The sequence below is a fragment of the Acinetobacter sp. 70_2 genome (assembly GCF_056736115.1).
The window spans coordinates 275,135-299,962 of sequence record NZ_JBWZIP010000015.1 but is presented as its reverse complement, the minus strand read 5'-3'; the positions used below and the strand labels follow the sequence as shown (position 1 = coordinate 299,962).

The window sequence follows — 24,828 nt, the reverse complement described above, 5'->3', positions numbered from 1 at the left end:
AAAGAAAGCCTGCTTTATGCAGGCTTTTTTTATATCTAAAATTTAAAACGAATATTTATAGACATTTCATCATATTAAAAACGCAACAATATGTTGCATCTACTCTATTTTTAGCTTGATTCGACAGGTTTAACATAGTCCTCAAGAGATCAATAATAATTTGAGGAGATCAAATCATGAATGCTTTTTTGCATCGTAGTGAAGATCGTGGTCATGTTAAAGCGGGTTGGTTAGAGTCTTACCATAGCTTTTCATTTGGTAACTGGTATAACCCTAAATATATGGGTGTTAGTGCATTACGCGTTATTAATGACGACCGAATTGATGCCCATAACGGTTTCGGCACGCATTCTCATGACAACATGGAAATTTTAACCTGTGTGCTCGATGGTGCAATTTCACATCGTGATACGATGGGAAATGAAGGTCAAATTAAGGCTGGTGAATGGCAACTCATGAGCGCTGGTACAGGTGTGGCGCACAGTGAAATCAATAACACTGATACACCTGTGCATCTATTACAAATTTGGATTATTCCAGACGTAAAAGAAGCCGAGCCAAATTACCAACAAATTAATTTGGACCCACGTAAAGATCCAAATAAATGGCATTTAATTGCAGGCCCAGATGCAAATGCACCGATGCACATTCGCCAAAACGCAGAAGTAAAATCTGCTGTATTGGAAAAAGGAAATGAACTTCCTGTTGAAACATCAAAACGGGTAAATTACGTTCATGTGATTTCAGGTGTAATTCGTATTGGTGATCAAGAAGTTAAAGCTGGTGATGCTTTAGTGTTTGAAGATAATGCCGTGATTCATGCACTTGAAGACAGTCAATTTATTTGGTTCGATTTACCTTAAACAGCTAAAAGCCCTTTTATATGAAAGGGCTTTTTAGTCACTGCTACCGCCACTATCGCAGCTGCCAGAGTCCGAATATGACGAACAATCATTTGAATGGCTTGAGCTATGATGATGGCTATTGTCATAAACATGAGGGTTTGCTGACGATGAATAATCATGCTCACTCGATGATGAATAATTCTTTCGATAGTAAAGAGCTGCAATTAAAAGAAATAATCCAATACTGGAAAAAATGGTAATAAATACAATAATAAATACCTTCAAATAACCACCTCCTTAGTACAGCTATAACAAACATGATTTATGTCTATTCAATTATTTAAATGAGCCACATCTATTAAACAAGTTATTTTTTGATAAATACCACAAAACTTTCAATGTAAAAACTAGATGAGTAACCTTTCAAAATAACTCGAAGGTTATACACTACCACTCTCATTTTATAAATTATTAAAAATCGTTTTGAGTTTCCTTTACATATAAATAGGCACTTGCTCTAGATATACCTAAATGCTGAGCAACCGTTTCCACGGCCTTTTTAATGTCTAATAAGCCATTATTCTTGAGTTCATGTATTAACTGTTTTCGCTCATTGAGTTTTAGCATACGCGGTGTCGTAGCGTGTTTTGAAGCAAATTGATCGATATATCTTCGAATTGCTTCTGTACCATTCGGTTCCAGATTTTCAATAATGTTGTCAGTTTCAATTTTAGTAAACTGGTCTAAAGCGCTTTGCATCCCTCTAAATAGGGTTAAATCTATATTCATACATAAAGCAGCTACATATTGCCCTTCTTCATCTTTAATCCCAATAGATGTACTTTTGGCAGGACGACCATCTGCAAATTGGTTTGCATAGTTTGAAATGAGGTTTGGAAACTCTGGAGACATGATTCTAGCCAAGCCCAGCTCAGTTGCTGGATCTCCAATTTTTCGACCAGATAAATTGTTATGTATAGAGAGTATGGCATGCTCAGGATTTGTTAAGTCATGGACAACAACTTCGCAAAAAGGAAATAACGTTTCACTTAGCCCCTTCGCGATAGTATCTAGTTGAGTGAGTAAATGTTTATCACGATTGCCCAATGTATTTCCTCCAAATGACTTAGTTACTATTTCAAACCCTAGCGTAAAGCATGCAATAGTAATTTAGACTTTTTATCTAATTTTAAACTTAATGTAAATCAAAATCTTATATCTCATTGTTATCACATTAGAAAATAAAATTAGACATTTTATCTAAATCTATATATTTTATCTAAACAAGGTCCATATATTGGATGTTCCTTGAGCAATAGCAAATCTTGCATCCGAAAACATTGAATAGCATTAGGTTTAATTATGAAAAATTTAACCCTTCCCACTTATGAAGATGTCGCAACCGCTGCTGAACGTATAAAAGGTTTTGCAAATAAGACTCCTGTTTTAACTTCACGTACTGTGAACAATGAATTTGAAGCAGAAGTATTTTTTAAATGTGAGAATTTTCAGCGTGTTGGCGCTTTCAAATTTCGTGGTGCTATGAATGCGCTTTTGCAATTTAGTGAAGCTCAAAAAAAAGCGGGCGTAGTTGCTTTCTCTTCGGGAAACCACGCACAAGCGATTGCACTTTCAGCAAAAACTCTTGGTATTCCAGCCATAATCGTTATGCCGCAAGATGCTCCTGCTGCAAAAATGGCAGCAACACGAGAATACGGCGCCGATATTGTTGAATTTGACCGTTATACGGAAGATCGAGAAAAAATTGGAAAAGAGATTGCCGAAAAAAATGGCCTGACACTCATTCCATCTTATGACCATCCACATGTAATTGCAGGCCAAGGTACGGCTGCAAAAGAGTTATTTGAAGAAGTAGGTGAATTAGATTACCTGTTTGTATGTTTAGGTGGCGGTGGTTTATTGGCTGGTTCTGCCCTGTCTGCTCGCCACCTTTCTCCAAACTGTAAAATATATGGTGTTGAACCTGCTCTAGGAAATGATGGGCAAATGTCTTTAAGAAAAGGAGAAATTGTTCATATTGATACGCCACAAACCATTGCTGATGGCGCTCAAACTCAATATTTAGGCAAATTAACATTCCCTATTATTCAACAAAAAGTGGATGACATTTTGACAGTAGAAGATGAAGACCTCATTAGCTGTATGAAGTTCTTTGCTGAAAGAATGAAAATGGTGGTTGAACCGACAGGATGTCTCGGATTTGCTGCTGCACGTAATTTAAAGCATGAGTTAAAAGGCAAACGTATAGGTATCATTATTAGTGGTGGCAATGTCGATATTTCTAAATATGTAGAGTTTTTATCTGCTTAATAAAAGTTAGTGCCTATCTATGAGTTCAGTTAATACGTCATAGATAGGCATTACATGCTACTCGTCTCTCGACTTGCTCATGTCTTAATTTAAATAAACTTTTGGAGATGGTGATGAGATTTATTTCTGAGTCTGAATCTTCTGCTCTCATCAATCATGAACTGGCTTATGACGCCATTTACCAAGCTTTAATTGCTGCAACTCAACCTGACACTAAAAGTTTTCCTGTGGTTCACGGTCAAGGTTCCGATAGTAAAAATACATTTAGTGTTAAGTCATCGGCGACCCAGCACTTGGCTGGCCTTAAAGTTGGTTCTTTTTGGGAAGATAACCCGAAAAACGGTTTACCTCGGCATAACGCACTCATTTTATTATTTAATCAAGCCAATGGAAAAATGGCAGCAGCCATCGAAGCAGGCAAAGTCAACGCGTTTCGGACAGCTGCGTCTAATGCAGTTGCAACCCATGTATTGGCAAGAAAAGATTCAAAAGTCTTGGCGATATTTGGTACAGGAAATCAGGCCAAATATGAATGCGAGGCTTTAGCGAGAATTAGAAGTTTCGAACAGATTTTGATAGTCGGGCGCGACCAAAGTAAGGCTGAACAAATGGCAGAAGACCTCAAACCATTAGGTATTCAGCTTAAAATGACGAGTGCAAAAGAAGCTTGTGAACGGGCAGATATTATTGTGACTGCAACTTCTTCGCACACTCCTCTTTTTAAAGCTGAATGGGTCAAAGCTGGCACTCATATTTCATCGATGGGTTCAGATAAACATGGCAAACAAGAGCTTCCGCCAGAGCTATTTTCACATAGTGGTTTATTTTGCGACCTTAATGTCCAGTCTAAACTCATTGGTGAATTTCAACATGCGTCTGAGTCTGCAACCTTAATCAATATAGGTGATGTGCTTTTAGCAAATGCTCAAGGTAGACAATCTCAGGAACAAATCACAATTTATGACAGTTCAGGTTTATCTATACAAGACTTATATATCGCTCAGAAAATTTTAGAAATTTCTTAATATTGATCATTTAACTGCATCGTTCAGGCTGATGCAGTTAAATTAAAAGTATGTTCCTTTTCATAATGCTTTACTGAATTTTGTTTTTAAAATCAGAATGAATCTTAAATAAAAACTTTGGCAAAAGACGCGATATACTGCTCAGCCTTCGCCTCATAATTTTGAAAACCCGCATCAAATATCCATTTTTCAATTTCAGATTTTTTGACTAATTTTTGCAAATAAAGCTGATGATGTTTGTCTAATTCTTCTTTTAAACTTCTTAGCATCAGTTCATTTAAACCAGTAGGAGGATTCAGACCTGTATCTAAAAGACTCGGCGCAAATGCCACACTTTTGAGTTCCAATTGATGCGCTGTTCTTACAGCAGTTTTTATCGCAGTCTCGATTCGCTCTATCGTGAAATCTTCTGGTGCCCCCATGCCTATAAGCAAAACTTTAGAAGCTTGTATGGTTGAAGGCGTTTGATTTATTAAAAGAACATCATTCAGTTTTGCACTAAACCAGTTATTTTTCCGTATTTCATATAGTCTGCCGTTTAGAGCTTCATCTAAATGTGCCAAACCACCCGAAAAAGAACGGTTATCCATTTCATGTTCAAAAATACAAGCACAGGAAAGCTCAACCTCGGCCGTGGTACAGTCCCAAGTCACAAGTTCAATGTTTAAATTTTGGTAACGCCCAATTTTAGTTTGCTTTAATTCTGTGCTCATATTTTTACTCTTCTCGTTTTACCAACCATATTTCAGCTCAAGGCCTAAATAGTTTGCGTCTTTACCACCCGCTTTCTTAATGGTATTTCCAACCTCAAAGTGCACGCCTTCGGCAGCCACAGACAGATTGGAATTAATTTTTCGATCTGCTCCGAGTTGAATATATGCCCCAGTCCAGCTCGAACCTTGCCCCGCAGTATTTGCCATGCTGTTATTGCCTTGGAAATAAATCGCATCTTGGGTGGTTTCACGCCACTGAAAACCTAAGGCACTTAACAGAGTAAGCTTCTCGGAAGGCTTAAGCGTCAGAGACGGTTTTATGTGAATAATATTGCTATAACCACTATAACCCGCCAAAGTAAAATATGAGCCATTAGCAAAAAGCTGGTTAAATGTATTGAGCTCATTATCATTGGGACTTTTATCCCCTGTGGCAATATCAAATTGCACTCCTAAACGAGGTGACCACACTTGGTCAGCAAAAGTGTATCCCGTAATACTACTGACCGCCCAAGCTTGAATTGTTTGCCCACCGATTTTTCCATGCTGAAGCATGCCTTCAACATCCCAATCTATATTATTCTTTTTACCCATGTGACGAAGGTCATATAAGTCTCGAACCTCATTGCCCTTAATACTTGGAAAAGAGGCATTATCTCGTTCATAACGCGAGTAATAACCCGATAACTCGCCATCCCCTACATTTTGTTTATCTACGCGAAAGCCACTAAAACTTAAATTGCTTTTCGAGCGGTCATTAAACGTGGAATCTTTTTCTATTTGAACAGGTCTGGTGAGATAACCTAAAATTCTCCATTCGCCATATTCATACCCCGACCATACCCCATCAAAGGCTTGCCGAACGTTTGGGCCTTCTCTATTTGAAATAAAGCGCTGTAAGTCAAAAGCCATTTCTTGACGGCCGACTCTAAATTTAAAAGTTCCATTATTTAAAGGACTCACCCACGCAATAAAGGCTTGTTCTATATCGAGTCTATTTTGATCGGTACTGGTAATATTCTTTTTATCAAACGCACGGGCATCACTGAGCTGAGTAAATAATTGTAAATGATCACCTATTCTTACATCTGCATGCGCTTGTAATCTTTGAATTAAATAGCTGTCAGCCTGATTATTTCCAGTACCAAACTTGGCATTATTATTGACTTCAAAACGTTCACGAATATTTGCCCCTAGTGATAAATAATTATTATCGCCAAAAGGTATATATTTGAAGTCGTCTCCTATTTTCTTTGGCACACACGGATTTTTTAAAACATCCCAATTTTCTTGCCAACGATTCGTTGAGATTTTTGGACGAGTTGGACATGCATCTGTGTTTGAGACTTCATTTTCTGCATAAGCAGATTCGTAGAAAAATAAACTGCTGGTTAATAACAGACTCATTTTTATTATTTTCAGGTAAGTCTCTGAGTGCTTAGTTCGATATGTTCTATCTTTAAAAACATGCGAGGCCATCAAGTGTTATCCATAGTAATAAATAGGTCGTTGCAGAGACTTGGGGTTTTGCACTCATACTGCTCTTAGGCAACATGAGTGCAAATTTCAATCGATCATTTAGGCTATAAATTATTTGATAGACGCATGAATTTCAGCGATATAACCGCCCGGGAACTGTACCATTGCTGACTCACGACCATCCGACTTATACGCATTCACCAAAACAGATGCACCTGCTTTTGTGGCTTTATCTAAAGTTTCAGATAAGTTTTTAACTTCATAACCCGTCATATCGCGCCCATACGGATAAGGAAGATGACCATTGGTCACGAACACTGTCATTTTGCCGAAGTCAGACTCAACGCGAATACGTCTATAGGTTTCATTTGGGCGACCAATTTCTATCCCTGCGGCTTTAGGGTTATCGGAAACGACTTTACCGTGCGAGAAACTCACGAACTTCTTAACAAACGAGTCAGCACTTTGTTTTGAAACATAAATACGATTTTCTGGAACAGTCTCTAACTGGTTATAGTTAGGCTTAGTCGTGTGCCAGTAGAGCTGCATATTTACGCCACCCGGCCATTGGACAATCGCATCACGCCCAATTGGGTCTGGAAAAGCGTCTACAATGACATCTGCCCCATTTGCTTTGGCAGCCTGCACTGCTGCATCCATGTCTTTGACTAAATAGCCAGTTCTTTCCAAACCAAACGGATATGGAATTGGAGTTTTAAAACCAAATACAGACAATGTACCTACTGGGGTCAATACAAGCTGAGACATCGTCTGGCTCGGTGTTGGTGTGACTTGGAAAACACCTTGTTTCGACTTGGTGCCACCGAATGTTGCGACTAAGCTATCGGTAAATTTGTCAAAGTCTTCAGGGTTTACATAAACATGCGTTGTATCGTATTGAGGAGCTACACCGGGCGCCTCACTTTTTATACTTGTTGTTGTTTTGGCAAAAACTTGAGGAACTAGGGCAACATTTGTGCCCACTAACATGGTGCTTAAAAGCAATGCTGATAATGATTTACGCATAAAATGCTCCTGTTTAAATGAGATGCTTAAACTTATTGTGATTTTGAAGATTGATTAGAAAGAATGGTGACCATCACCAACGCAGCGATGAGCCCAAGATGTTCGAAGAAACTATTAAACGTACTAAAAAATGCTGGGCCTGTATGATTCCAAAAGTCGTTTGCAACCAGCATTGCGACTGCGGTTAGACAGCCTAAAGCCCCTACTCCTAACCAGACAAAACGATTAAAAATAACTAAGAGCGAACCAACAATTTCAATAAAAATCGCTGTAGCTGCCCAGAGCCAAGCAGGCTGTAACCCAAAACTCGCCTGCTCTTCAATAGCCGCATGAAATCCGATGAATTTATTAATTCCCCCCACTAAATACGCTGAAACGAGTGCAAGTCGAAGTAGCGGAAGCAATCCATGAATTGATAAGATCTTTTTTACCCATACTGGGTTATTATTAATCAAGTCACTCATCTATTTACCTTTTTGAAATCTCATAGTTTTAATATTTTAAAAATATAAGTTTCATGTATTAATAAAAGTTTATAAAATATGCAATATTCATGATCTAATTTATAAAATTATCTTTATAAAAATAAGATAATTTAAATAGTTTTAAATATTTTATTAACCTTTAAAAAACCAAATAACTCACGGTATATAAAATCAAAAAACCGTGTAAACTACTAGATATTTATTTAAATACAAACTGTATTCTAAAAAGATACAATGATTGATATACAGATATTCCTCATATAATTTAGCGGCAAGATCATTTAGCCTTTAAAATTTAATGGATAAAATAGACTGTATTAATACTTTTATAAGTGTGGTAGAGAATGGAAATTTTAGTCATGCTTCTAGAAATCTAGGCATTACGAGAGATCAAGTTTCAAAAAGAATTTTTTATTTAGAAAGTCTATTTAATACATCATTATTTATACGCAACACCCGAAAGATGGACCTGACTCGCTCTGGAGAAAAGTTCTATAAGCGATGCAAAGTGATTGTAAAAGAGTTAGATTTAGCAGCTCATGACTTTGTATACGACCAGAAGTACCCTGAAGGCTTACTCAAAATTAGTGCTCCACATGCCTTTATCCAAACGTGCTTTTCAGATGTTATTTCTAATTTTCTAATCAAATATCCTCATATTGAAATTGATCTTATGTTTTCAGACCACTTCACTCATATCAATCAGCATAAGTTTGATGTGATTTTAAAAGTTGAGGAAAATATTGAAGAGCAAAATACTTTTATTTTAAACACGTATAAAAGAAGCTTTTATGCAACAGATGCATATTTAAATAAATATGGAAAACCGAAAAATATAGAAGAGCTTAGAGAGCATAGCATTTTACTATATTCTAAAGATGACTTAAAAAATAATATTATTAACTCAATACCAAAATTGACATGTAATAATATAGAAATTCTTTTAGAACTTTGTAAGAGAAATCAGGGTATTTTATTTGCACCTGACTTTTTAGCAAAAAAATATGAAGATGAGGGAATTATTATTAATTATTCAAAAACTCTTTTAAACTCTGATCTTTATTTTTATGCAACCACACCTTATGGATCGAGAGTTCCAAAGAAGGTTGAACTTTTTTTAAATTCTTTAAAGCAGCATTTTTCAAATTATCATTAAGTTAATAAAACTTTAGCCGCTAAATTACTCTTTTTCTTTATCTACATTTCTCAAAAACTCTATTTATCTCTGCCCTAAAAAGCCTTAAATTACTTTAATTTAGGGCTTTTTCGGTCATACAAAGCTATCAAGTTTATTTGTTATAAGTTAGAGCCCGCAGAAAATATTCAAGCATCTGCTCTTTTTCATCTGTCCCATCAGAACCTAAAAGTTGAATAATTCCACCTTCAATCATATATAAAAAGAGTTTGGCATCGGTAAATGAAACATCGGTTTTAACTAATCTAAGCTGGCTATAAATTTCATTGGTGAGCCATGTTCTGTACCTCACGGCGGTTATGTACGCGTTTGGATAGCTATTTTTAGTTTCAAAAATGGCCTTAAATAATAGGTAATACGGCCCTTCTATATCACTATGTAGATAATATAGTTTCTTAATTTTATCTAACGCGCTTGTAGCATGGTCATATTCGACCATTTCAATGACTTGGTCTTGGAGCCGTTCTTTTTGTACAACGAGGCAAATATCAATAAACCGCTCTTTAGAGTGAAAGTAGTTATAAAACGTCATTCTCGTTATTTCAGCTTCTCTCACGATTTTGTCGACACCGACTTTGTGAAACCCACCATGATGAAATACCTGAATCCCGTTATTTATAACTTTTACAGCACGTGCTGGGAGAGTTAAATTTGGCATAGTTTTACCGTTATAAATTAAATTTTTGTTGTATATAAATGAGATATAAAAGCCTTTCACTTTTTTAAAGCTGAAAAAAAGCATAGCAAAGCCATAAAGACTGTGCTTGGCACATCTCAAGTTTTATTGTTGATGCAAGTTTTTTGAGCCGTAATGACTGAAAGCCTGAAAACTATATAGGTCATCAAGCTGCTTTAAATTTTTAAGTGGTGTCGTTATAGCTTTTGGCAACGGCTGCCAAGAAATAATGGATGTGCAAAGCCAACTCCTTTTTATTGGGAGTTCTGCCAGACATTTATAGAATTATGGTGGCAGAACGGAAGAAGGTTGACAGACTAGTAATAACTCAAACTAGCACACCCGAAGGTGTCCCTCTCCCGTCCTACCGCTACGGGAGGGAACGAGTGGTCCACCACACACAAAACTATTCCTCAGAAGGAAAAGCTCTGATGCGGGAGTTATTGTTCAGCCTGTCAAAGCCGGCTGGCAATGTGGCCAGCAGGCAAAGAATAGTGCCCAACCCTGTTGCAGTCAAGCACACAAAATGACATTTGTTTTAAATTAGATCATTAAAAAGTAAGAATAAATAATGGATAAGTGATTGTTAAATGAGGGTTTATAAAGGGGGGTTTTAGGGAATTAAACTTTAAAAGAGTAAGCTTTTGAAGGCGTAACCTTTCTTAAAGGTGAGAAGATTACACCGCCCAATTAAGTTATAGATAGAAATTAGACTTCATCTATTTTCATAAAATATAAATCAGTGCCTTTTGCAATTGTTTGTTCTTGAAAAGGAACCATCACAATACAATTCGCTTTAACAAAAGATTCTATTTGATATGGCTGCTGTTGGTCGATAATTTCTAATATATATTCCCCATTTTCTTGAGCCTTATAATGCCCCCATAACAACTTTCTGTTTGTCATATCAGGAACAATCTCTATATCAACTTTACCCTTAAAGTAAGCATGATCAAAAAAGTCTGAGATATGCTTATTCAAAATATATTTCACGAAAGCATGCATCAGAATCGCAATATCTTGGATATCACCCGGTAAGTTAATAATAGTCGCTTTGTCTTCTGTAACGACTACTCTCATACCTTTATGATTACCGCTTTCATCATAAATTTGCACTGTCTCACGACTAGGTGGAGTTCTATCTTTACCTTTAAGAATTTTAATTTCATGGGCTGGTATACAACGTGTATTCAAGGCCGATGACATGCTGCTTTGATCAAAGATTGGAAGTTTTTCAAGCTGGAATAAAGAAGAACGATTATTTTGATATGTGCAGCAAAGAATGACATCAAAGTTTGAGGTTTGTTCTTCAAAGAAGTTTATATAATCGTCCCTGCTCGTCGTTAATGAGTCATCTAAAGCTGGGTCATTATCTTTTTTAAGATTATTAAATGCAGCATCAAAACGTTCAGGTTTAAGTGATTTAATTTCTACCTGTTCATAGCCCCATGTTTTCAAGAGATCTTTAACATATAGACTTTCCTCACTCATTTCATTTTTATCGAAGGAATGCATACTTACAACGAGAATTCTGGGATTTTTATATATAGATAATTCTTTGATTCCCGCTCGTCTTAAAACAATTAATTTTTCAGGAGTCAGTTTCTCATCTTTTTTTAGAATCACATCGCCTTGTTTAAATATACTGCCTTTAGAAATGACACCATGCATGGCAGGAATAGAGCCAGTAATTTTTTTAGCCTCGGTATCAGAAAGATCTAATCTTTCATCTTGTTCGTCAACGACTGAATCTAAAGAGTCTGGCAATTTTGTATAGGCAGGAATTTCTAACAAGCTCGGAGCTTTTAGGTCTAATTTATATGGATTAATAGATCTATAAAGTTGTTGTCCCCAATAGTACCAATGAGTAATTAATAGAGGGCTTTCTTTACTTGCAGATTGAGTTGTTTCTGAGTTAATAGCCCATCCTGAATAGGCTGATAAATTATATAGAGGATAATCCTGTAAAGCATATACATCACTTGCGTTAACTTGATTTAATGCTTCATCAAGCTCTGCAGTTTCTTTTAAATCACCTTTAGGCAAATTTATATTGATGTGGTAAAAAATGTCCGTTAAATGATTCAGTAAGTTATCTGGTATTGGAAGTTTTTTTTGCATAAATATAGTTCCTAGAAGTACCTCAAATAAGAGGTACTTCGCTAATTTTAATTATTAATCCACATTAATAAAGAACTTATCGCCATCTAAGACGCGTTCGGTATTAAAGAAAGATCTTCAAAATACCTCACTCATTACATTATTTGCTCTAAAATCTATTTTCTAAAAATTGGCTGTATAGCAAATTGTAAGAATCAGAAATACACCTCTTTATTTTGCTTTAGCAAAGACTTTATAACGTCAATAAAAAAGCCCTAAACCATTATAGTTTAGGGCTTTTTAAGTCATGTAAAGCAATTTGAGTTTATATAAAAATAGACAGATATGTATATTTTTTATTTATTATCATTCGCCCAGTTCATGAAAATAAAAGGCTTAAATCTTCTAAATTTAAGCCTTTAAAAAGCCTCTCATTTCTGCAAAATCAATCAAGGTACCCTAAATCTCTACTTGGCTTCCCATTTCCACCACTCGGTTAGCAGGTATCTGGAAGAAATCACTAGCAGGACTCGTATTTAGTTGCATAGAAATGAACAGTTTTTCACGCCATGAAACAATACCATCACCTACGTTATGAATTACACGTTCACGTGATACAAAAAAGCTTGTGTCCATAATGTTATATGGTTGATTCAACTTAGTTAAAGCTTGTTCTAATGCTTGAGGTACATTTGGCTGCTCTTTAAATCCATAATAAGCACTGACACGTAAAAAATGCTTATCTAATACTTCGACATCAATGCGTTCTGATTCATCTACATAAGGAATGTCACGAGTATTTATAGTGATCAAAATATTACGTTCATGAAGTATTTTGTTATGTTTTAAATTATGTAATAAAGCATGAGGAACAACTTTTGGACTACTTGTCATAAATACAGCCGTTCCACTCACCATATAAGCACTAGACTCCAAGCTCTTAATAAATAAATCTAATGGCATAGTGTCACTTTGCAATTTGCTCAGTAGTAATTCACGTCCACGGCGCCATGTTGTCATAATTATAAAAGTGATTGCACCCATCATTAATGGGAACCAGCCGCCATCTACAATTTTTAGTGAAGTTGAAGCAATAAAGAGGAGATCTGGAATTAGCAATGGTATCGCAACTAATAACATGACCCATGAAGGCCATTTCCATAAGTGATACATAATGAAAGCAACTAGAATAGTGTCACAAAACATAGTCAAAGTTACTGCAATACCATAAGCCGAAGCTAGATTAGCGCTAGATTGAAACATAAGCACTAAACTAATAATCATACCAAGCAACATCCAGTTCAATGCTGGTATATAAATCTGACCAATTTCAGATTCAGAGGTATGGTCAATCGCAAAACGTGGTAAATAACCTAATTGGATAGCTTGACGTGCCATAGAAAACACACCTGAAATAACTGCCTGAGAGGCAATTACTGTCGCAGCAGTTGCTAAAGCAATCATAGGATATAAGGCTATTTTGGGTACCATCATGAAAAAAGTATTCTCAATGGCCTGTGGGTTTTGCAAAATCAATGCACCTTGTCCTGCATAGTTTAATACCAAGCATGGTAGCGCAACCAAAAACCAAGCCAATTGAATTGGCTTACGACCAAAATGGCCCATATCCGCATATAACGCCTCTCCTCCTGTAATCGTCAATACAACTGCTCCCATAACTACAAATGCAGTCACGGGGTTATTTTCAATGAAAGGAAGAGCCCAATACGGATTAAGCATATTCAAGATATAAGGGTTCTTGATAATGTGAGATAGGCCAATAAAACCTATTGAGAAAAACCACAGTAGCATGATAGGTCCAAAAAAACGGCCTACGGATCCAGTTCCCTTTTTCTGGATCATAAATAATCCAATTAGAATCACGATCGTAATTGGTATCACATACGGTGTAAAAATAGGGGTTGCTACCGACAATCCCTCTACTGCTGACAATACTGAAATAGCGGGGGTAATAATGCCATCACCAAAAAATAATGAAGCACCAAATAAACCAATTGTAATTAACCCAAAGCGCACTTTAGGTCCAATTTTCTTATTGTGCATGTTAAGAGCTAATAAAGCTAAAATGCCGCCCTCTCCATGATTGTCAGCACGCATAATTAACATACTAAATTTCAAGGACACCACGATCATTAGTGCCCAAAAAATCAATGATAAAATGCCTAAAACATTCGCTTCATTTATAGGAACATTATGTGATGTATGAAAACATTGGGTAAAAGCGTAAAGTGGACTAGTACCGATATCACCAAAAACCACCCCTAAAGCGCCCAATGTCATTGCTGACATTTTTTGACGTCCAATCTCATGTGAACTCATCCATATCTCCTTGATATGAAATTATTATTCTTATTTAAAAAGTACTAACACCTATAGCCCACTATCATTGATCAAAATATAAAAATCAAGAGCATTAATAATCAATAAGATATTACTTCCTATAATAAGTGGGACTATAAACACAAAAATTAGTCTACCCTCATAGTATTTGAATTCTAAACTTGATTAATTTTCGTACTTATACACATTAGGGCGTGAATTAATACCCCGAAAAGAAAAAACCGCCATTTAAGGCGGTTTTTTAAATTGCTGATTTAACAGCGAATCTTGGTAGGTATATCCAGACTCGAACTGGAGACCTCTACGATGTCAACGTAGCGCTCTAACCAACTGAGCTATACACCTAGAATGGAAAGCATAATATTCATTTTTCAAAAGCAAAACAAGAGATTTGCCATTGAAAAAAATACAAATGAGCAGACTTTAAGCAAACTTTTTTCATTTTCCAAAAAAGTAAAACGGTACATGGTTCAACCACATACCGTTTTGTTTAGCTGAATTTAACTCTCAATTTAACAAGGGCATTTCTTTAAAGTACCGCCTGCCGATGGATAACGCACATCAACACAATGACGGTAGAAAGTCTTCGCATCCATAGGTGTTAAATCTGGATGATGAGCTTTCATGTGCTCCAAATACGTTTGATAATCCGGCACTCCAACCATCAGTCGGAAGCTTTGCTGCAAACGCTGCCACAAGGTTGCTATACGCGACCAGTTCTTTGGAGAAAGTAATAGCTCTTTTTGCGAAAGCACTGTCATTTTGATGATTTTCGCAATAATGACAGTTCCATTTTTTGCAAATTTAAAATTCATCTTTATTCTCCTCGAGTGGTAACCACTTCAGGATCGGCATATACCGCAGGTGCTTCATTTACAGTCGGAGTACGACTCGCTAAAGCACGGCGAACAATACCAATTGAGGCAATAATCATGACAATCGATACAATCATAAAGAAGCCACAAAGCGCAGCATTAATCTGATTCGACATCACAATGTTTTGCATCTCAGCAATAGTTTTGGCTGGTTTAATAATTTCACCGCGAGCAATCGCATCAGAGAACTTATGCGCTTGCGCCAAGAAACCAATTTTTGGGTTTTCGTGGAAAATCTTTTGCCAACCGGCAGTCATACAGGTCACGAACAAGAAAATAGTTGGAATAATCGTCACCCACACATATTTTTCTTTTTTCATTTTAAACAGAATGACTGTACCTAAAATGAGTGCCATAGAAGCCAGCATTTGGTTACCAACACCAAATAAAGGCCATAATGAGTTAACGCCACCTAATGGGTCAATCACACCTTGATAAACGAAGAAGCCCCATCCACCAACTGCAACGGCTGTACCAACCAAATTACCAAAGAATGAACCTGATGCTTTAACCGCAGGAATGACAATACCTACCGTGTCTTGCACCATAAAACGACAAGCACGAGTACCCGCATCTACAGCAGTTAAAATGAATAATGCTTCAAATAAAATCGCAAAGTGATACCAGAACGCCATCATTGAACGGCTATTGAAAATTTCAGAAATGATATGAGCCATACCAATAGCAAAGGTAGGCGCACCACCCGTACGTGAAAGAATCGAGCTTTCACCTACTTCTTGAGCCAACACAGTCAACATTTCTGGAGTAACGACAAAACCTAAGTTACGTACAGCTTCTGCCGCAGACTCTACAGTTGTGCCGAGTACTGCCGCTGGCGCATTAATCGCAAAATACACACCCGGGTCTAAGACAGTCGCACAGATCATCGCCATGATCCCGACGAAAGACTCCATAAGCATACCGCCGTAGCCAATCACACGAATATCTGCTTCGTTATCAATGAGTTTTGGCGTAGTACCACTTGATACAAGCGCATGGAAACCAGAAATGGCGCCACAGGCAATAGTAATAAATAGGAATGGGAATAAACTACCTGAGAAAACAGGACCAGTACCATCAATGAAGTGAGTCACTGCTGGCATTTTCAATTCAGGTAATGCAATTAAAATACCGACTGCCAAACCAAGAATGACACCAATTTTAAGGAAGGTAGATAAATAATCACGTGGCGCTAACAATAACCAGACAGGTAATACTGAAGCAATAAATCCATAAATGATTAAGCACCATGTGAGTTGTGTACCAGTTAAAGTGAAAAACTCACCCCAGTACGGGTCTGCTGCAACATGTCCACCATAGACAATTGCCAGCATCATTAAAACAAAACCAATAATTGAAACTTCTGCAATACGTCCCGGACGAATAAATCGCATGTAAACGCCCATGAACAATGCAATTGGAATAGTTGCTGCAATCGTAAAAACACCCCATGGACTATGGGCAAGTGCTTTAACCACAACCAAAGCCAATACCGCAAGGATAATAATCATTACTCCAAGCGCACCAAGCATTACAACGATACCAGCAAAAGAGCCAAGCTCCTGCTTTGCCATTTCACCAAGTGAACGACCATCACGGCGTGTCGAGATAAATAAAACTAAAAAGTCTTGTACCGCACCTGCCAGAACCACACCAACCAGTAGCCAAATGGTTCCCGGTAAAAAGCCCATTTGTGCTGCCAAAATTGGTCCGACTAGCGGCCCTGCTCCAGCAATTGCAGCAAAATGGTGACCAAAAAGCACATATTTATTGGTGGGAACATAATCCAGACCATCGGCTAAACGATGTGCTGGGGTTAAACGTCTTGGGTTTAATTCAAATACTTTAGTTGCAATAAATAGACTATAAAATCGGTATGCGATGCTATATACACATGCTGCAGCCAGTACAAGCCAAACCGCGTTAACATGTTCACCACGACTGAGTGCCAGCATCCCAAAAGAAATTGCACCTATAATTGCCACTAGGCTCCAGACCAGCTTGGAGGGAAGCGTAGATTTCGCTTGCATTGTGTCCATTCTTAACCTCTCAATAAATAACTACAGCATTTTTATATTGTTATGTACTGTTTCTCTTAATCCCTGTGACTCTACTCCTCCTTTTTCTTTTTTCCTCTTATACTTTCGCATAAAAAAAGGGATGATTTACATCATCCCTTCGATAATAGTGTATTTTTTAACTATTATGCACGCTCTAAATAATCGCCAGTACGAGTATCTACACGAACGCTTTCTTCTTGCTGAACAAATAACGGAACACGAACAACCGCACCTGTTTCAAGCTTAGCTGGTTTACCGCCACCGCCAGATGTATCACCACGTACGCCCGGATCAGTTTCAACGATTTTTAATACAACGAAGTTCGGTGGGCTTACTGTTAAAGGTACGCCGTTGAACAACATAATTGTACATTTTTCATTTGAATCGTCTTTTAACCATTTAGCAGCATCGCCCATTGCAACTTTGTCTGCAGCGATTTGCTCAAAAGATACAGGATCCATGAAGTTCCACATTTCACCATCGTTGTATAGGTATTCCATTTCAACTTCAACGATGTCAGCTGCTTCTAAAGAGTCACCTGATTTGAAGGTTTTTTCTAATACTTTACCGGTTTTAAGGTTACGTAATTTTACACGGTTGAACGCTTGACCTTTACCTGGTTTTACATATTCGTTTTCCATGATAGAACATGGGTTACCATCAAGCATAACCTTAAGGCCAGCTTTGAAATCATTTGTAGAATAATAGGCCATGAAAGGCACACTCCAAACTTAACAAGTCAACTATGCGATATAATGCGTTGTTGCATTATCTTAATCGTGTCAAATGATAAACTATTTATACCAAGAGCAAAACTGGCAATCACAACTCAGTGACCTTATTACTGATCCTTCTGAACTGCTAAGCCTACTCGAGTTATCCTCAGATCAGCTATTATCGGGTGCGATTCTAGCTTCTGAAAAGTTTAAATTACGTGTGCCTCGTGCGTTCGTCGGAAAAATGAACGCTAAAAACCCACTTGACCCGCTTTTACTACAGGTATTGCCTCATCATTTAGAACTTGAAGAACATCCTGAGTTTGTAACCGACCCTTTAGGTGAAGAAGCAGCAAATCAATTACCGGGTGTATTACACAAATATAAATCACGTTTTTTACTGACTTTGACAGGTGCTTGCGCAGTTCATTGTCGTTATTGTTTCCGTCGCCACTTTCCCTATCAGGAAAATTTGCCAAAAAATGACGATTGGCTAAACATTAAAAACTATATTGAAGCGAATCCCGACATTAATGAAGTAATTTTAAGTGGCGGTGACCCACTTACTTTGTCTAATCGAAAATTAGCACTTTGGTTGGAACGTTTATCATCTCTCAAACAAGTGAAGATTTTGCGAATTCATTCACGAGTTCCAATTGTCATTCCAAATCGAATCGACGAAGAGCTGATTTCTTTATTAAAAAACAGTAGGCTGCGTATTATTCTGGTGGTACACTCGAACCATGCTTCTGAGCTCGATGACTTTACTTGTTCAAAGTTGATGGAGTTATCTTCACACCACATTACTGTACTGAATCAAGCTGTATTGCTAAAAGGTGTTAATGATTCTGCTCAAACTTTAACTGATTTAAGTTATCGTCTATTTGAAGCTCGCGTTATGCCATATTACTTACACGTATTAGATAAAGTAAAAGGTGCACAACATTTTGATTTAATGCCATCTGAAATAGATGCGATATATCAAGACGTGTTAGCGAGCCTACCTGGATATCTGGTTCCTAAACTCGTCAGGGAAATTGCGGGCGAAAAGAATAAAACACCGCTTTTTGGGGCTACAACTTTTTGAGTTATATAATAAGTGATGATGAATAATGCACTTTCGGACATTTTTCACAATCAAACCTCACGTACTCGTGAACGGTTAAGCTTTTGTGAAGCCAACATTAAAGACCTTAATGAATGGGTCACTACCCTTTCTATTATGCAATTGGGTGATACTTCAAAAGCGCTATTTACCGCAATTTTGGAGTTAAATGAATTAAATTGCAGTGAAACACTTCGCTTTGACTTAATTCAAACGCTTCACCCAACCATTAATAATGTTTTGGCAAGTTTAGAAAAGAACTTCTTTAACCAAGGTGTGATTAGTACAGATCGTAACGAGCATATTATTGAGCTAGCAATGCTGTTGCGCTGTTATTTTGCCAGCATTTATTTAAATATTGCGCAGACCAGCCACGAACAGCTGCAAAAACAGAAGTTTTCTTTGTTTTCTTTTAAACAAAAGAAAAATTTACAAACTGCGCGTATTTTGGCGACATTCCATGCATTGCAGCAACTGACCAACCTTTTATATCAACAGCACATGCTCTATAGCGAACCTGTAAAAGGCCAATGGTTAATTGCGCATCAACTTTATGAAACAGCCGTTCAGCACAAATACCATTTAACCAATATTAATCATATTCAAGGCGTGCAACACCCTTTAGCGAATATTACGCAGGCTTATGCACAGCTTATTTTATTAGATATTTTTAATACCAATCAGATTCGTCAATCAGAAATTCAGGCTTTGTTTCAATGTAGTTTCGACTGGGCACGTATGATTCAAATCTTGCCTAAAGACTCTGCTTTAACAAAGTATGTGGTCGATCCAACTAAAGACCACCCACCTGTATATAACAAAAAGCAAAGTTCAAATTTCAACCCAAGCATTTTTATTAGTACACAAGCGTTGCTTGAGCATGTCACTGCTACCATGCATAAAAATGCTCAATATATGTCTAAAAATGAAAAGATTTATTTGAGCCCAGCACTAAAATTCCATGTTCAAACCATTTTGGGCACGACAGCACAACGCCGTCATGAACGTTATGAATATAATGCTGCACTACAAATCTGTTTCGGGTTAAGTACCGCTCATTTTTACTTATCTAAAGCAAAAAACTTTGAAGAAACGCTACAACTTAACAATAACTATAATCTACAAAGCGAATCGAAAGTTTTATCAAACCTAGAGAAAAAAGAGCAACAAACTTCGTCTTACCAACGCTTAAGCCGTGAGAGTAAAACCATCTATCAAACCACCGTGCTTGATATTAGTGTGAATGGCTACCGTATTAAATGGTCTGGTGAAGCGCCTAAAAACTTAAGAACTGGCGAATATATTTTAGTCAAAGAAACACTGCATGGTCAGTGGCGTGGCGGTGTGATTCGCTGGATTAAACAATCGACTGAAAAAAGTCTGGAACTGGGTTTAGAAATTCTTTCACAAGCCATGTTCCCTTGTGCTGTACATATTCAGGCAGAGCGCCATACTCGTAATTACCACCCTGCACTATTACTACAAACTCAAAACTTAGAAGAAATACAAAACACGCTTATTTTACCGGGGTCTCAAATTTTTAGAGAGCAACAAACAATTCATTTACGATTGGGGACAGAAGAAATCAAAGTGTATCTACTCAAAGCACAACTCATTACTCAAAGTTTTATTCAATTTCAATTTGAACTTTTGAATGAGCAGCAGCAACACCTGCTTGATCAGTTCATGCTGAAAAAGAATAGTAACGTGAATAGCCAAGATTTATGGGAAGCATTAAAGTGAGAAACTCTTTACTATCTAAAAGGTTAAAACGTACTGAAATACGTTTACTCATTATTGATGATAACCAATTACGTTATAACCAAATTTTAAATTTATTATCGGGGAATGATTATCAAGTTAATGCCTTATTACTTGATGATTTAAAAAGTTTTGAAAAGCAGCTCAATACATCGTGGGATGTCATTATTTTTGGTCGCGCATATGATTTGAAAATTGAACAAACTCTCTCCCTTGTTCAAGCCTCAGAACAGCCGCAGCTACCAATTTTACTTTTACAACCAGATGATTACCAAGCGCAGCAATATCAAAACTATATTCAAAAAGGTATTTATGATGTAGTTCCATTAGAACCTTTGGACTATTTCTATATTACGCTTGTTCGAGCACTGTCATACAGCCGCCTTTTACAAAAGGAACAACGTCTTTTGGCGGAGCTTGATACCATTCATACGCATACGCAAACATTGGTCGATAACAGCCATAAAGCGGTCGCTATTTTTCAAGAAGGCATCCACATTAAGGCAAATACCGAATATTTGAATCTTTTTGGCTTTCAGCAAGAAGAAGATATTATTGGTTTGCCAATCTTGGATGTCTTACAACCCAACGATTTAAATATTTTTAAACAGCGTTTTAAGAAAATTTCTTTAGGGCAGTTTGATCAAGCACGCTTCGAAATCCAAAGTCAGCATCAAGCCATTTCTGGTAATAATGCTTTAAAACTGGAATTTATTCCGAGTCAAGAAGAAGATGCTGTACAGCTGACCATTGACTATCAAGTTGATTTAAAAACACCAGCAAATACGGTACCGTCCGAGAAAACAACTGGGTTAAGCACAGCTTGGCCGCAGATTAACCGACATTTATCGACCCACCCTGCGCAAGCAAATGCCATAGTTCTATTTAGACTTGCGCAGTGCCCAGAACGCCTCTTTCAACAGGGTTGGCAGACTTTGGGGCAGTATTTCAATCAGCTACATGGTTTTTTAAAAGACCATGCACAAATGCCGATTTACCAAGTCGATTTGGGTACGTATGTAGGCATTTTACAAGCTGAAAATAGTACAGTTTTAAACTCTCAGTTGACGAGTTTGCAAACTTTGCAAAAAGAGCACTTGTTAAAAGTGAATGAGCAAAACTTTTCGGTACAGTTAAAACTTGGCTATGCTCCGTTAAATCAGCCACTCACTGAGGTTTCATTTAGCTCATTACTTAATGAAGCTGAAAAGCAGAACCTACCTCAAGTTACCCCTCAGCTTGAAATAACGCCTATCGTAGAAAAAACAGTTTCGCCAAGCATTGAAGCTGTTTCTCTTGATTTAACGATTGAACATTTTGAGGCGACTTCGCAGTCTTCTTTGCTGCAGCAGTTAAGACAAAAACTAGCTCAGGGCCAAATACACCTGAAGTATCAGCAAGTTTATGACAAGCATGATGAAGAAACTCATAACTATGAAGTGACGAGTGGCTTTATTGCTGATGAACAATGGCATGATTTAAACGACTTAGCTGACTTAAAAGAAGATGCTGAACTGTCAATTCAACTAGACCGCTGGATATTGGTAGAAGCATGTAAACAGCTTCATAACTTCATTGCTCAATATCCTAAAGCAAGACTCATTATTAACCTTAATATTGATATTTTGCTGAAAGATAAGTCATTCCCTGAACTGATTTCCAAACTGCTTACCATCATTGGTAGCAAACTTGAAAGTCCGCTAATTTTGCAATTTTCGGAACAGGCACTTCAGCACTACCTTCCAACAGCTCAACCGCTGATTGGTCGTTTACGTCAACATGGTGCGGAAGTTTCAATCCGAGACTTTGCTTCTTCTATATATAGCGATTCAATTTTGCAGCAGCTTGATATTCAGCTCGTAAAATTACAGTCCAGCAAAACTGACCTATTAAGCTCAGACCAAGGACTTAGTAGCTTGCAAGAAAAGGTACTGAACTATTTGACTGTAAAACCGATTGGAATTTTATTGGCTAATTTAAATGATATGAACTTGTTTGCTAATGCATGGAATGTGGAAGCACGTTTCTTACAAGGTGATTATTTTCAGAAAAAGCTTGATCGCTTAACAGATGTGCAAGACCAATAATGGTCTTGTACGCTAAAAACAAAAAACGGGCATAAGCCCGTTTTTTGTTTCGTTTTGAAGTATTAACGCTTGATAGAGCGAGACATACCAGCAAAACGTTGTTTGAATTTGTCGATACGACCACCAGTGTCTACATTCTTTTGTTTACCAGTGTAGAAAGGGTGGCAAGCTGAACATACGTCAAGGTAAATAGTTTCTTTACCTAAAGCAGAACGAGTTTCGATTACGTTACCGCATGAGCAAGTTGCAACTAATTTTTCATATTTTGGGTGAATATCGGCGCGCATCGTCGATTACTCCTAATTGAAGAAAGGCTTAAGCTGTCATCGCAATTGATCACTCTCAATTAAATTGAGGCAGGCTTTTTCAAGCAGATCAACACCACAACAGACCATTCTTTTGGCCCACCGAAACCTCTAGGGTTAGAGCTAAGCACAACAAGTGGACAGTATTATACGCCATATAATTTTTTTTTGCGACTTAATCTTGGGATTTAGCCCAGTAATTTGCGATTACTCCACACACCATTAACTGTATTTGGTGAAATATCATAATTGGCAATACAATCATTCCCAAAGGCTGACCAATAAATAAGATTTGTGCCATTGGAACCCCACTCGCCAAGGTCTTTTTTGAGCCACAAAAGAACACGGTAATCTGATCGGCACGGCTAAAACCAAAAGCACGTGGCAAATACAGTGCAAGCAACATAATAATAGTCAGTAATACCGAGCAAGCGAGTGCTAAAAGAAGTAAGGTTTTCCAGTTCACTTGATGCCAAAGTCCGGCAACTACTGCCCCACTAAATGCACCATAAACCACCATCAAAATTGAGCCTTGATCGAATGCTTTTACAATGCTTGGTACTTTTGCCATATATGGAAAAACATAAGGACGAAGTAGTTGCCCTAAAACAAATGGCACTAATAACAATAGCGTAATTTCTATAATGGACGATGTAGGATCAAACCCGTGCTGACTCTGCCCTAAAATAAAGAAACTGACTAAAACTGGCGTAATGAACATACCCACCAAGTTTGAGAAAGATGCACTACATACCGCCCCTGCCACATTCCCTTTTGCCACTGAAGTAAAAGCAATAGAAGACTGAACCGTAGAAGGTAAGAAACACATAAACAGAAAGCCCCAATAGAGCTGCTGTCCCAATAAAGGTAAAAGAATAGGTTTAGCCAATAAACCAAGAGCAGGAAAAATAAAGAACGTAATTGCAAATACCAGTAAATGCATTTTCCAATGCAAAATACCTTCAATTACAGCTTCACGAGACAACTTAGCCCCATGTAGGAAGAATAAAATTGCAATCGCGACTGTAGTTAATGTATTGAAATACTGCGCAGCTTGACCACTGACTGGAAAAAATGTTGCTAGTAGCACCATACCAACCAACAAAATTGTAAATCGATCAAGTGCCAAGAACTTCAGCATGTTCACATCCTATGATTATTTTAGACAAATAAAAACCCAGTTGATAAATTGACCATTTGGTCAAGCCTTCATCATACTGGGCTATAAAAATAAAGCTAGGCTTTTAAGACCTAAATCTTAAAGCACCTAAGTCAATTATTTAATTATTTCTAGCATTTGCATCTTGCTGAATGAGCTCGATTTTGTAGCCATCTGGATCTTCAACAAAGGCAATAACCGTAACGCCACCCTTCATTGGGCCAGCTTCACGCACAACTTTACCGCCACGTGCTTTAATTTCTTCACATGCTTTGTAAGCGTCTTCGACACCAATTGCGATGTGACCATAAGCATTACCTAAATCATAACTTGATATATCCCAGTTATGAGTAAGTTCAAGCACGGTATTATTTTCTTCATCGCCATAACCAACAAATGCCAGTGTAAAACGACCTTCTTCATAATCACGCTTACGAAGTAACTTCATCCCTAATACTTCGGTATAGAACTTTAAAGATTGTTCTAAATTGCCTACTCGCAACATTGTATGAAGCATTCGCATG

General features: G+C 37.4%; 22 protein-coding genes and 1 tRNA gene. 7 read left to right on the top strand and 16 right to left on the bottom strand.

Annotation, left to right across the window (positions count from 1 at the left end):
- Positions 1–176 precede the first annotated feature (176 nt).
- Entirely contained in the window at positions 177–863 is a 687-nt protein-coding gene (locus AC1PJ9_RS10425) for a pirin family protein (RefSeq protein ID WP_019457751.1), read from the top strand.
- On the opposite strand, the gene AC1PJ9_RS10420 is transcribed toward AC1PJ9_RS10425, so the two are convergent.
- Both AC1PJ9_RS10420 and AC1PJ9_RS10415 read right to left on the bottom strand, forming a co-directional pair.
- On the bottom strand, positions 860–1,024 hold the full coding sequence (locus AC1PJ9_RS10420) for a hypothetical protein (protein WP_311086849.1): 165 nt from the start codon (positions 1,022–1,024) through the stop codon (positions 860–862). The genes AC1PJ9_RS10425 and AC1PJ9_RS10420 overlap by 4 nt on opposite strands.
- Before the next feature lie 292 nt (positions 1,025–1,316).
- Entirely contained in the window at positions 1,317–1,952 is a 636-nt protein-coding gene (locus AC1PJ9_RS10415; RefSeq protein WP_077169524.1) for a helix-turn-helix transcriptional regulator, read from the bottom strand.
- 255 nt (positions 1,953–2,207) lie between these two features.
- Here AC1PJ9_RS10415 and AC1PJ9_RS10410 point away from each other — a divergent pair, with 255 nt between their 5' ends.
- Together AC1PJ9_RS10410 and AC1PJ9_RS10405 are read left to right on the top strand one after the other, a co-directional pair.
- On the top strand, positions 2,208–3,176 hold the full coding sequence (locus tag AC1PJ9_RS10410) for a threo-3-hydroxy-L-aspartate ammonia-lyase (protein WP_311086848.1): 969 nt from the start codon (positions 2,208–2,210) through the stop codon (positions 3,174–3,176).
- A gap of 113 nt (positions 3,177–3,289) precedes the next feature.
- Complete coding sequence (locus tag AC1PJ9_RS10405) at positions 3,290–4,201, top strand: ornithine cyclodeaminase family protein (protein ID WP_311086847.1); 912 nt, start codon at positions 3,290–3,292, stop codon at positions 4,199–4,201.
- A gap of 104 nt (positions 4,202–4,305) precedes the next feature.
- Here AC1PJ9_RS10405 and AC1PJ9_RS10400 read toward each other — a convergent pair whose 3' ends face one another.
- The 4 genes from AC1PJ9_RS10400 to AC1PJ9_RS10385 form a co-directional block, all read right to left on the bottom strand.
- Entirely contained in the window at positions 4,306–4,914 is a 609-nt protein-coding gene (locus tag AC1PJ9_RS10400) for a M17 family peptidase N-terminal domain-containing protein (RefSeq protein WP_311086846.1), read from the bottom strand.
- An 18-nt stretch (positions 4,915–4,932) separates the two neighbouring features.
- Positions 4,933–6,393, bottom strand: a complete 1,461-nt coding sequence (locus AC1PJ9_RS10395; protein ID WP_311086845.1) for an alginate export family protein — start codon at positions 6,391–6,393, stop codon at positions 4,933–4,935.
- A 111-nt stretch (positions 6,394–6,504) separates the two neighbouring features.
- A complete protein-coding gene (locus AC1PJ9_RS10390; RefSeq protein ID WP_004700180.1) occupies positions 6,505–7,419 on the bottom strand; it encodes a hypothetical protein in 915 nt (304 codons plus the stop codon).
- Between the two features lie 32 nt (positions 7,420–7,451).
- A complete protein-coding gene (locus AC1PJ9_RS10385; protein ID WP_311086844.1) occupies positions 7,452–7,883 on the bottom strand; it encodes a DoxX family protein in 432 nt (143 codons plus the stop codon).
- A 319-nt stretch (positions 7,884–8,202) separates the two neighbouring features.
- On the opposite strand from AC1PJ9_RS10385, the gene AC1PJ9_RS10380 reads away from it, so the two are divergent.
- Positions 8,203–9,060, top strand: a complete 858-nt coding sequence (locus tag AC1PJ9_RS10380; protein WP_311086843.1) for a LysR family transcriptional regulator — start codon at positions 8,203–8,205, stop codon at positions 9,058–9,060.
- A 133-nt stretch (positions 9,061–9,193) separates the two neighbouring features.
- On the opposite strand, the gene AC1PJ9_RS10375 is transcribed toward AC1PJ9_RS10380, so the two are convergent.
- The 7 genes from AC1PJ9_RS10375 to efp form a co-directional block, all read right to left on the bottom strand.
- Complete coding sequence (locus AC1PJ9_RS10375) at positions 9,194–9,757, bottom strand: TetR/AcrR family transcriptional regulator (RefSeq protein WP_311086842.1); 564 nt, start codon at positions 9,755–9,757, stop codon at positions 9,194–9,196.
- A 726-nt stretch (positions 9,758–10,483) separates the two neighbouring features.
- A complete protein-coding gene (locus AC1PJ9_RS10370) occupies positions 10,484–11,896 on the bottom strand; it encodes a molybdopterin-binding domain-containing protein (RefSeq protein ID WP_311086841.1) in 1,413 nt (470 codons plus the stop codon).
- Between the two features lie 438 nt (positions 11,897–12,334).
- A complete protein-coding gene (locus AC1PJ9_RS10365; protein WP_311086840.1) occupies positions 12,335–14,215 on the bottom strand; it encodes a potassium transporter Kup in 1,881 nt (626 codons plus the stop codon).
- 289 nt (positions 14,216–14,504) lie between these two features.
- Positions 14,505–14,581: transfer RNA gene (locus tag AC1PJ9_RS10360), tRNA-Val, on the bottom strand.
- A gap of 167 nt (positions 14,582–14,748) precedes the next feature.
- The gene (locus AC1PJ9_RS10355) at positions 14,749–15,051 is read right to left on the bottom strand and encodes a YbdD/YjiX family protein (RefSeq protein ID WP_002052430.1); all 303 of its coding nucleotides are present in this window, start codon (positions 15,049–15,051) and stop codon (positions 14,749–14,751) included.
- Positions 15,052–15,053: 2 nt separating this feature from the next.
- Positions 15,054–17,150 (bottom strand): carbon starvation CstA family protein, encoded by a 2,097-nt coding sequence (locus AC1PJ9_RS10350; protein WP_199999567.1) that lies wholly within the window; start codon positions 17,148–17,150, stop codon positions 15,054–15,056.
- Between the two features lie 164 nt (positions 17,151–17,314).
- A complete protein-coding gene (gene efp / locus AC1PJ9_RS10345) occupies positions 17,315–17,884 on the bottom strand; it encodes an elongation factor P (RefSeq protein ID WP_004700171.1) in 570 nt (189 codons plus the stop codon).
- A gap of 73 nt (positions 17,885–17,957) precedes the next feature.
- Between efp and epmB the strand changes: the two genes are divergently transcribed.
- Genes epmB through AC1PJ9_RS10330 form a run of 3 tightly spaced genes read left to right on the top strand, consistent with a single transcriptional unit; the run spans position 17,958 to position 22,840 of the window.
- Positions 17,958–18,974, top strand: a complete 1,017-nt coding sequence (gene epmB / locus AC1PJ9_RS10340; RefSeq protein WP_002052728.1) for an EF-P beta-lysylation protein EpmB — start codon at positions 17,958–17,960, stop codon at positions 18,972–18,974.
- Between the two features lie 15 nt (positions 18,975–18,989).
- A complete protein-coding gene (locus tag AC1PJ9_RS10335) occupies positions 18,990–20,735 on the top strand; it encodes a GTPase (protein ID WP_311086922.1) in 1,746 nt (581 codons plus the stop codon).
- Positions 20,732–22,840 carry an EAL domain-containing protein gene (locus AC1PJ9_RS10330; protein ID WP_263614295.1) on the top strand — a complete coding sequence of 703 codons (2,109 nt, stop codon included), beginning with the start codon at positions 20,732–20,734 and terminating at the stop codon, positions 22,838–22,840. The genes AC1PJ9_RS10335 and AC1PJ9_RS10330 overlap by 4 nt, the downstream gene beginning before the upstream one ends.
- Before the next feature lie 62 nt (positions 22,841–22,902).
- Here AC1PJ9_RS10330 and rpmE read toward each other — a convergent pair whose 3' ends face one another.
- From rpmE to gloA, 3 genes are all read right to left on the bottom strand, one after another.
- Positions 22,903–23,127: a 50S ribosomal protein L31 gene (gene rpmE / locus AC1PJ9_RS10325; RefSeq protein ID WP_001200845.1), complete on the bottom strand. Its 225-nt coding sequence runs from the start codon at positions 23,125–23,127 to the stop codon at positions 22,903–22,905.
- A 193-nt stretch (positions 23,128–23,320) separates the two neighbouring features.
- The gene (locus AC1PJ9_RS10320; protein ID WP_006580654.1) at positions 23,321–24,292 is read right to left on the bottom strand and encodes a bile acid:sodium symporter family protein; all 972 of its coding nucleotides are present in this window, start codon (positions 24,290–24,292) and stop codon (positions 23,321–23,323) included.
- 133 nt (positions 24,293–24,425) lie between these two features.
- A complete protein-coding gene (gloA, locus tag AC1PJ9_RS10315) occupies positions 24,426–24,827 on the bottom strand; it encodes a lactoylglutathione lyase (RefSeq protein ID WP_023188239.1) in 402 nt (133 codons plus the stop codon).
- Position 24,828: the final 1 nt, after the last annotated feature.

Bases quoted from the DNA above. Each gene is read 5' to 3' on its own strand.
- AC1PJ9_RS10335 (WP_311086922.1), top strand. From the start codon at position 18,990: ATGATGAATAATGCACTTTCGGACATTTTTCACAATCAAACCTCACGT.
- AC1PJ9_RS10400 (WP_311086846.1), bottom strand. From the start codon at position 4,914: ATGAGCACAGAATTAAAGCAAACTAAAATTGGGCGTTACCAAAATTTA.
- AC1PJ9_RS10395 (WP_311086845.1), bottom strand. From the start codon at position 6,393: ATGGCCTCGCATGTTTTTAAAGATAGAACATATCGAACTAAGCACTCA.
- AC1PJ9_RS10350 (WP_199999567.1), bottom strand. From the start codon at position 17,150: ATGGACACAATGCAAGCGAAATCTACGCTTCCCTCCAAGCTGGTCTGG.
- AC1PJ9_RS10420 (WP_311086849.1), bottom strand. From the start codon at position 1,024: ATGATTATTCATCGTCAGCAAACCCTCATGTTTATGACAATAGCCATC.
- AC1PJ9_RS10410 (WP_311086848.1), top strand. From the start codon at position 2,208: ATGAAAAATTTAACCCTTCCCACTTATGAAGATGTCGCAACCGCTGCT.
- AC1PJ9_RS10425 (WP_019457751.1), top strand. From the start codon at position 177: ATGAATGCTTTTTTGCATCGTAGTGAAGATCGTGGTCATGTTAAAGCG.
- AC1PJ9_RS10405 (WP_311086847.1), top strand. From the start codon at position 3,290: ATGAGATTTATTTCTGAGTCTGAATCTTCTGCTCTCATCAATCATGAA.
- AC1PJ9_RS10370 (WP_311086841.1), bottom strand. From the start codon at position 11,896: ATGCAAAAAAAACTTCCAATACCAGATAACTTACTGAATCATTTAACG.
- AC1PJ9_RS10375 (WP_311086842.1), bottom strand. From the start codon at position 9,757: ATGCCAAATTTAACTCTCCCAGCACGTGCTGTAAAAGTTATAAATAAC.
- AC1PJ9_RS10365 (WP_311086840.1), bottom strand. From the start codon at position 14,215: ATGAGTTCACATGAGATTGGACGTCAAAAAATGTCAGCAATGACATTG.
- gloA (WP_023188239.1), bottom strand. From the start codon at position 24,827: ATGCGAATGCTTCATACAATGTTGCGAGTAGGCAATTTAGAACAATCT.
- AC1PJ9_RS10390 (WP_004700180.1), bottom strand. From the start codon at position 7,419: ATGCGTAAATCATTATCAGCATTGCTTTTAAGCACCATGTTAGTGGGC.
- AC1PJ9_RS10355 (WP_002052430.1), bottom strand. From the start codon at position 15,051: ATGAATTTTAAATTTGCAAAAAATGGAACTGTCATTATTGCGAAAATC.
- AC1PJ9_RS10385 (WP_311086844.1), bottom strand. From the start codon at position 7,883: ATGAGTGACTTGATTAATAATAACCCAGTATGGGTAAAAAAGATCTTA.
- AC1PJ9_RS10380 (WP_311086843.1), top strand. From the start codon at position 8,203: ATGGATAAAATAGACTGTATTAATACTTTTATAAGTGTGGTAGAGAAT.
- efp (WP_004700171.1), bottom strand. From the start codon at position 17,884: ATGGCCTATTATTCTACAAATGATTTCAAAGCTGGCCTTAAGGTTATG.
- rpmE (WP_001200845.1), bottom strand. From the start codon at position 23,127: ATGCGCGCCGATATTCACCCAAAATATGAAAAATTAGTTGCAACTTGC.
- epmB (WP_002052728.1), top strand. From the start codon at position 17,958: ATGATAAACTATTTATACCAAGAGCAAAACTGGCAATCACAACTCAGT.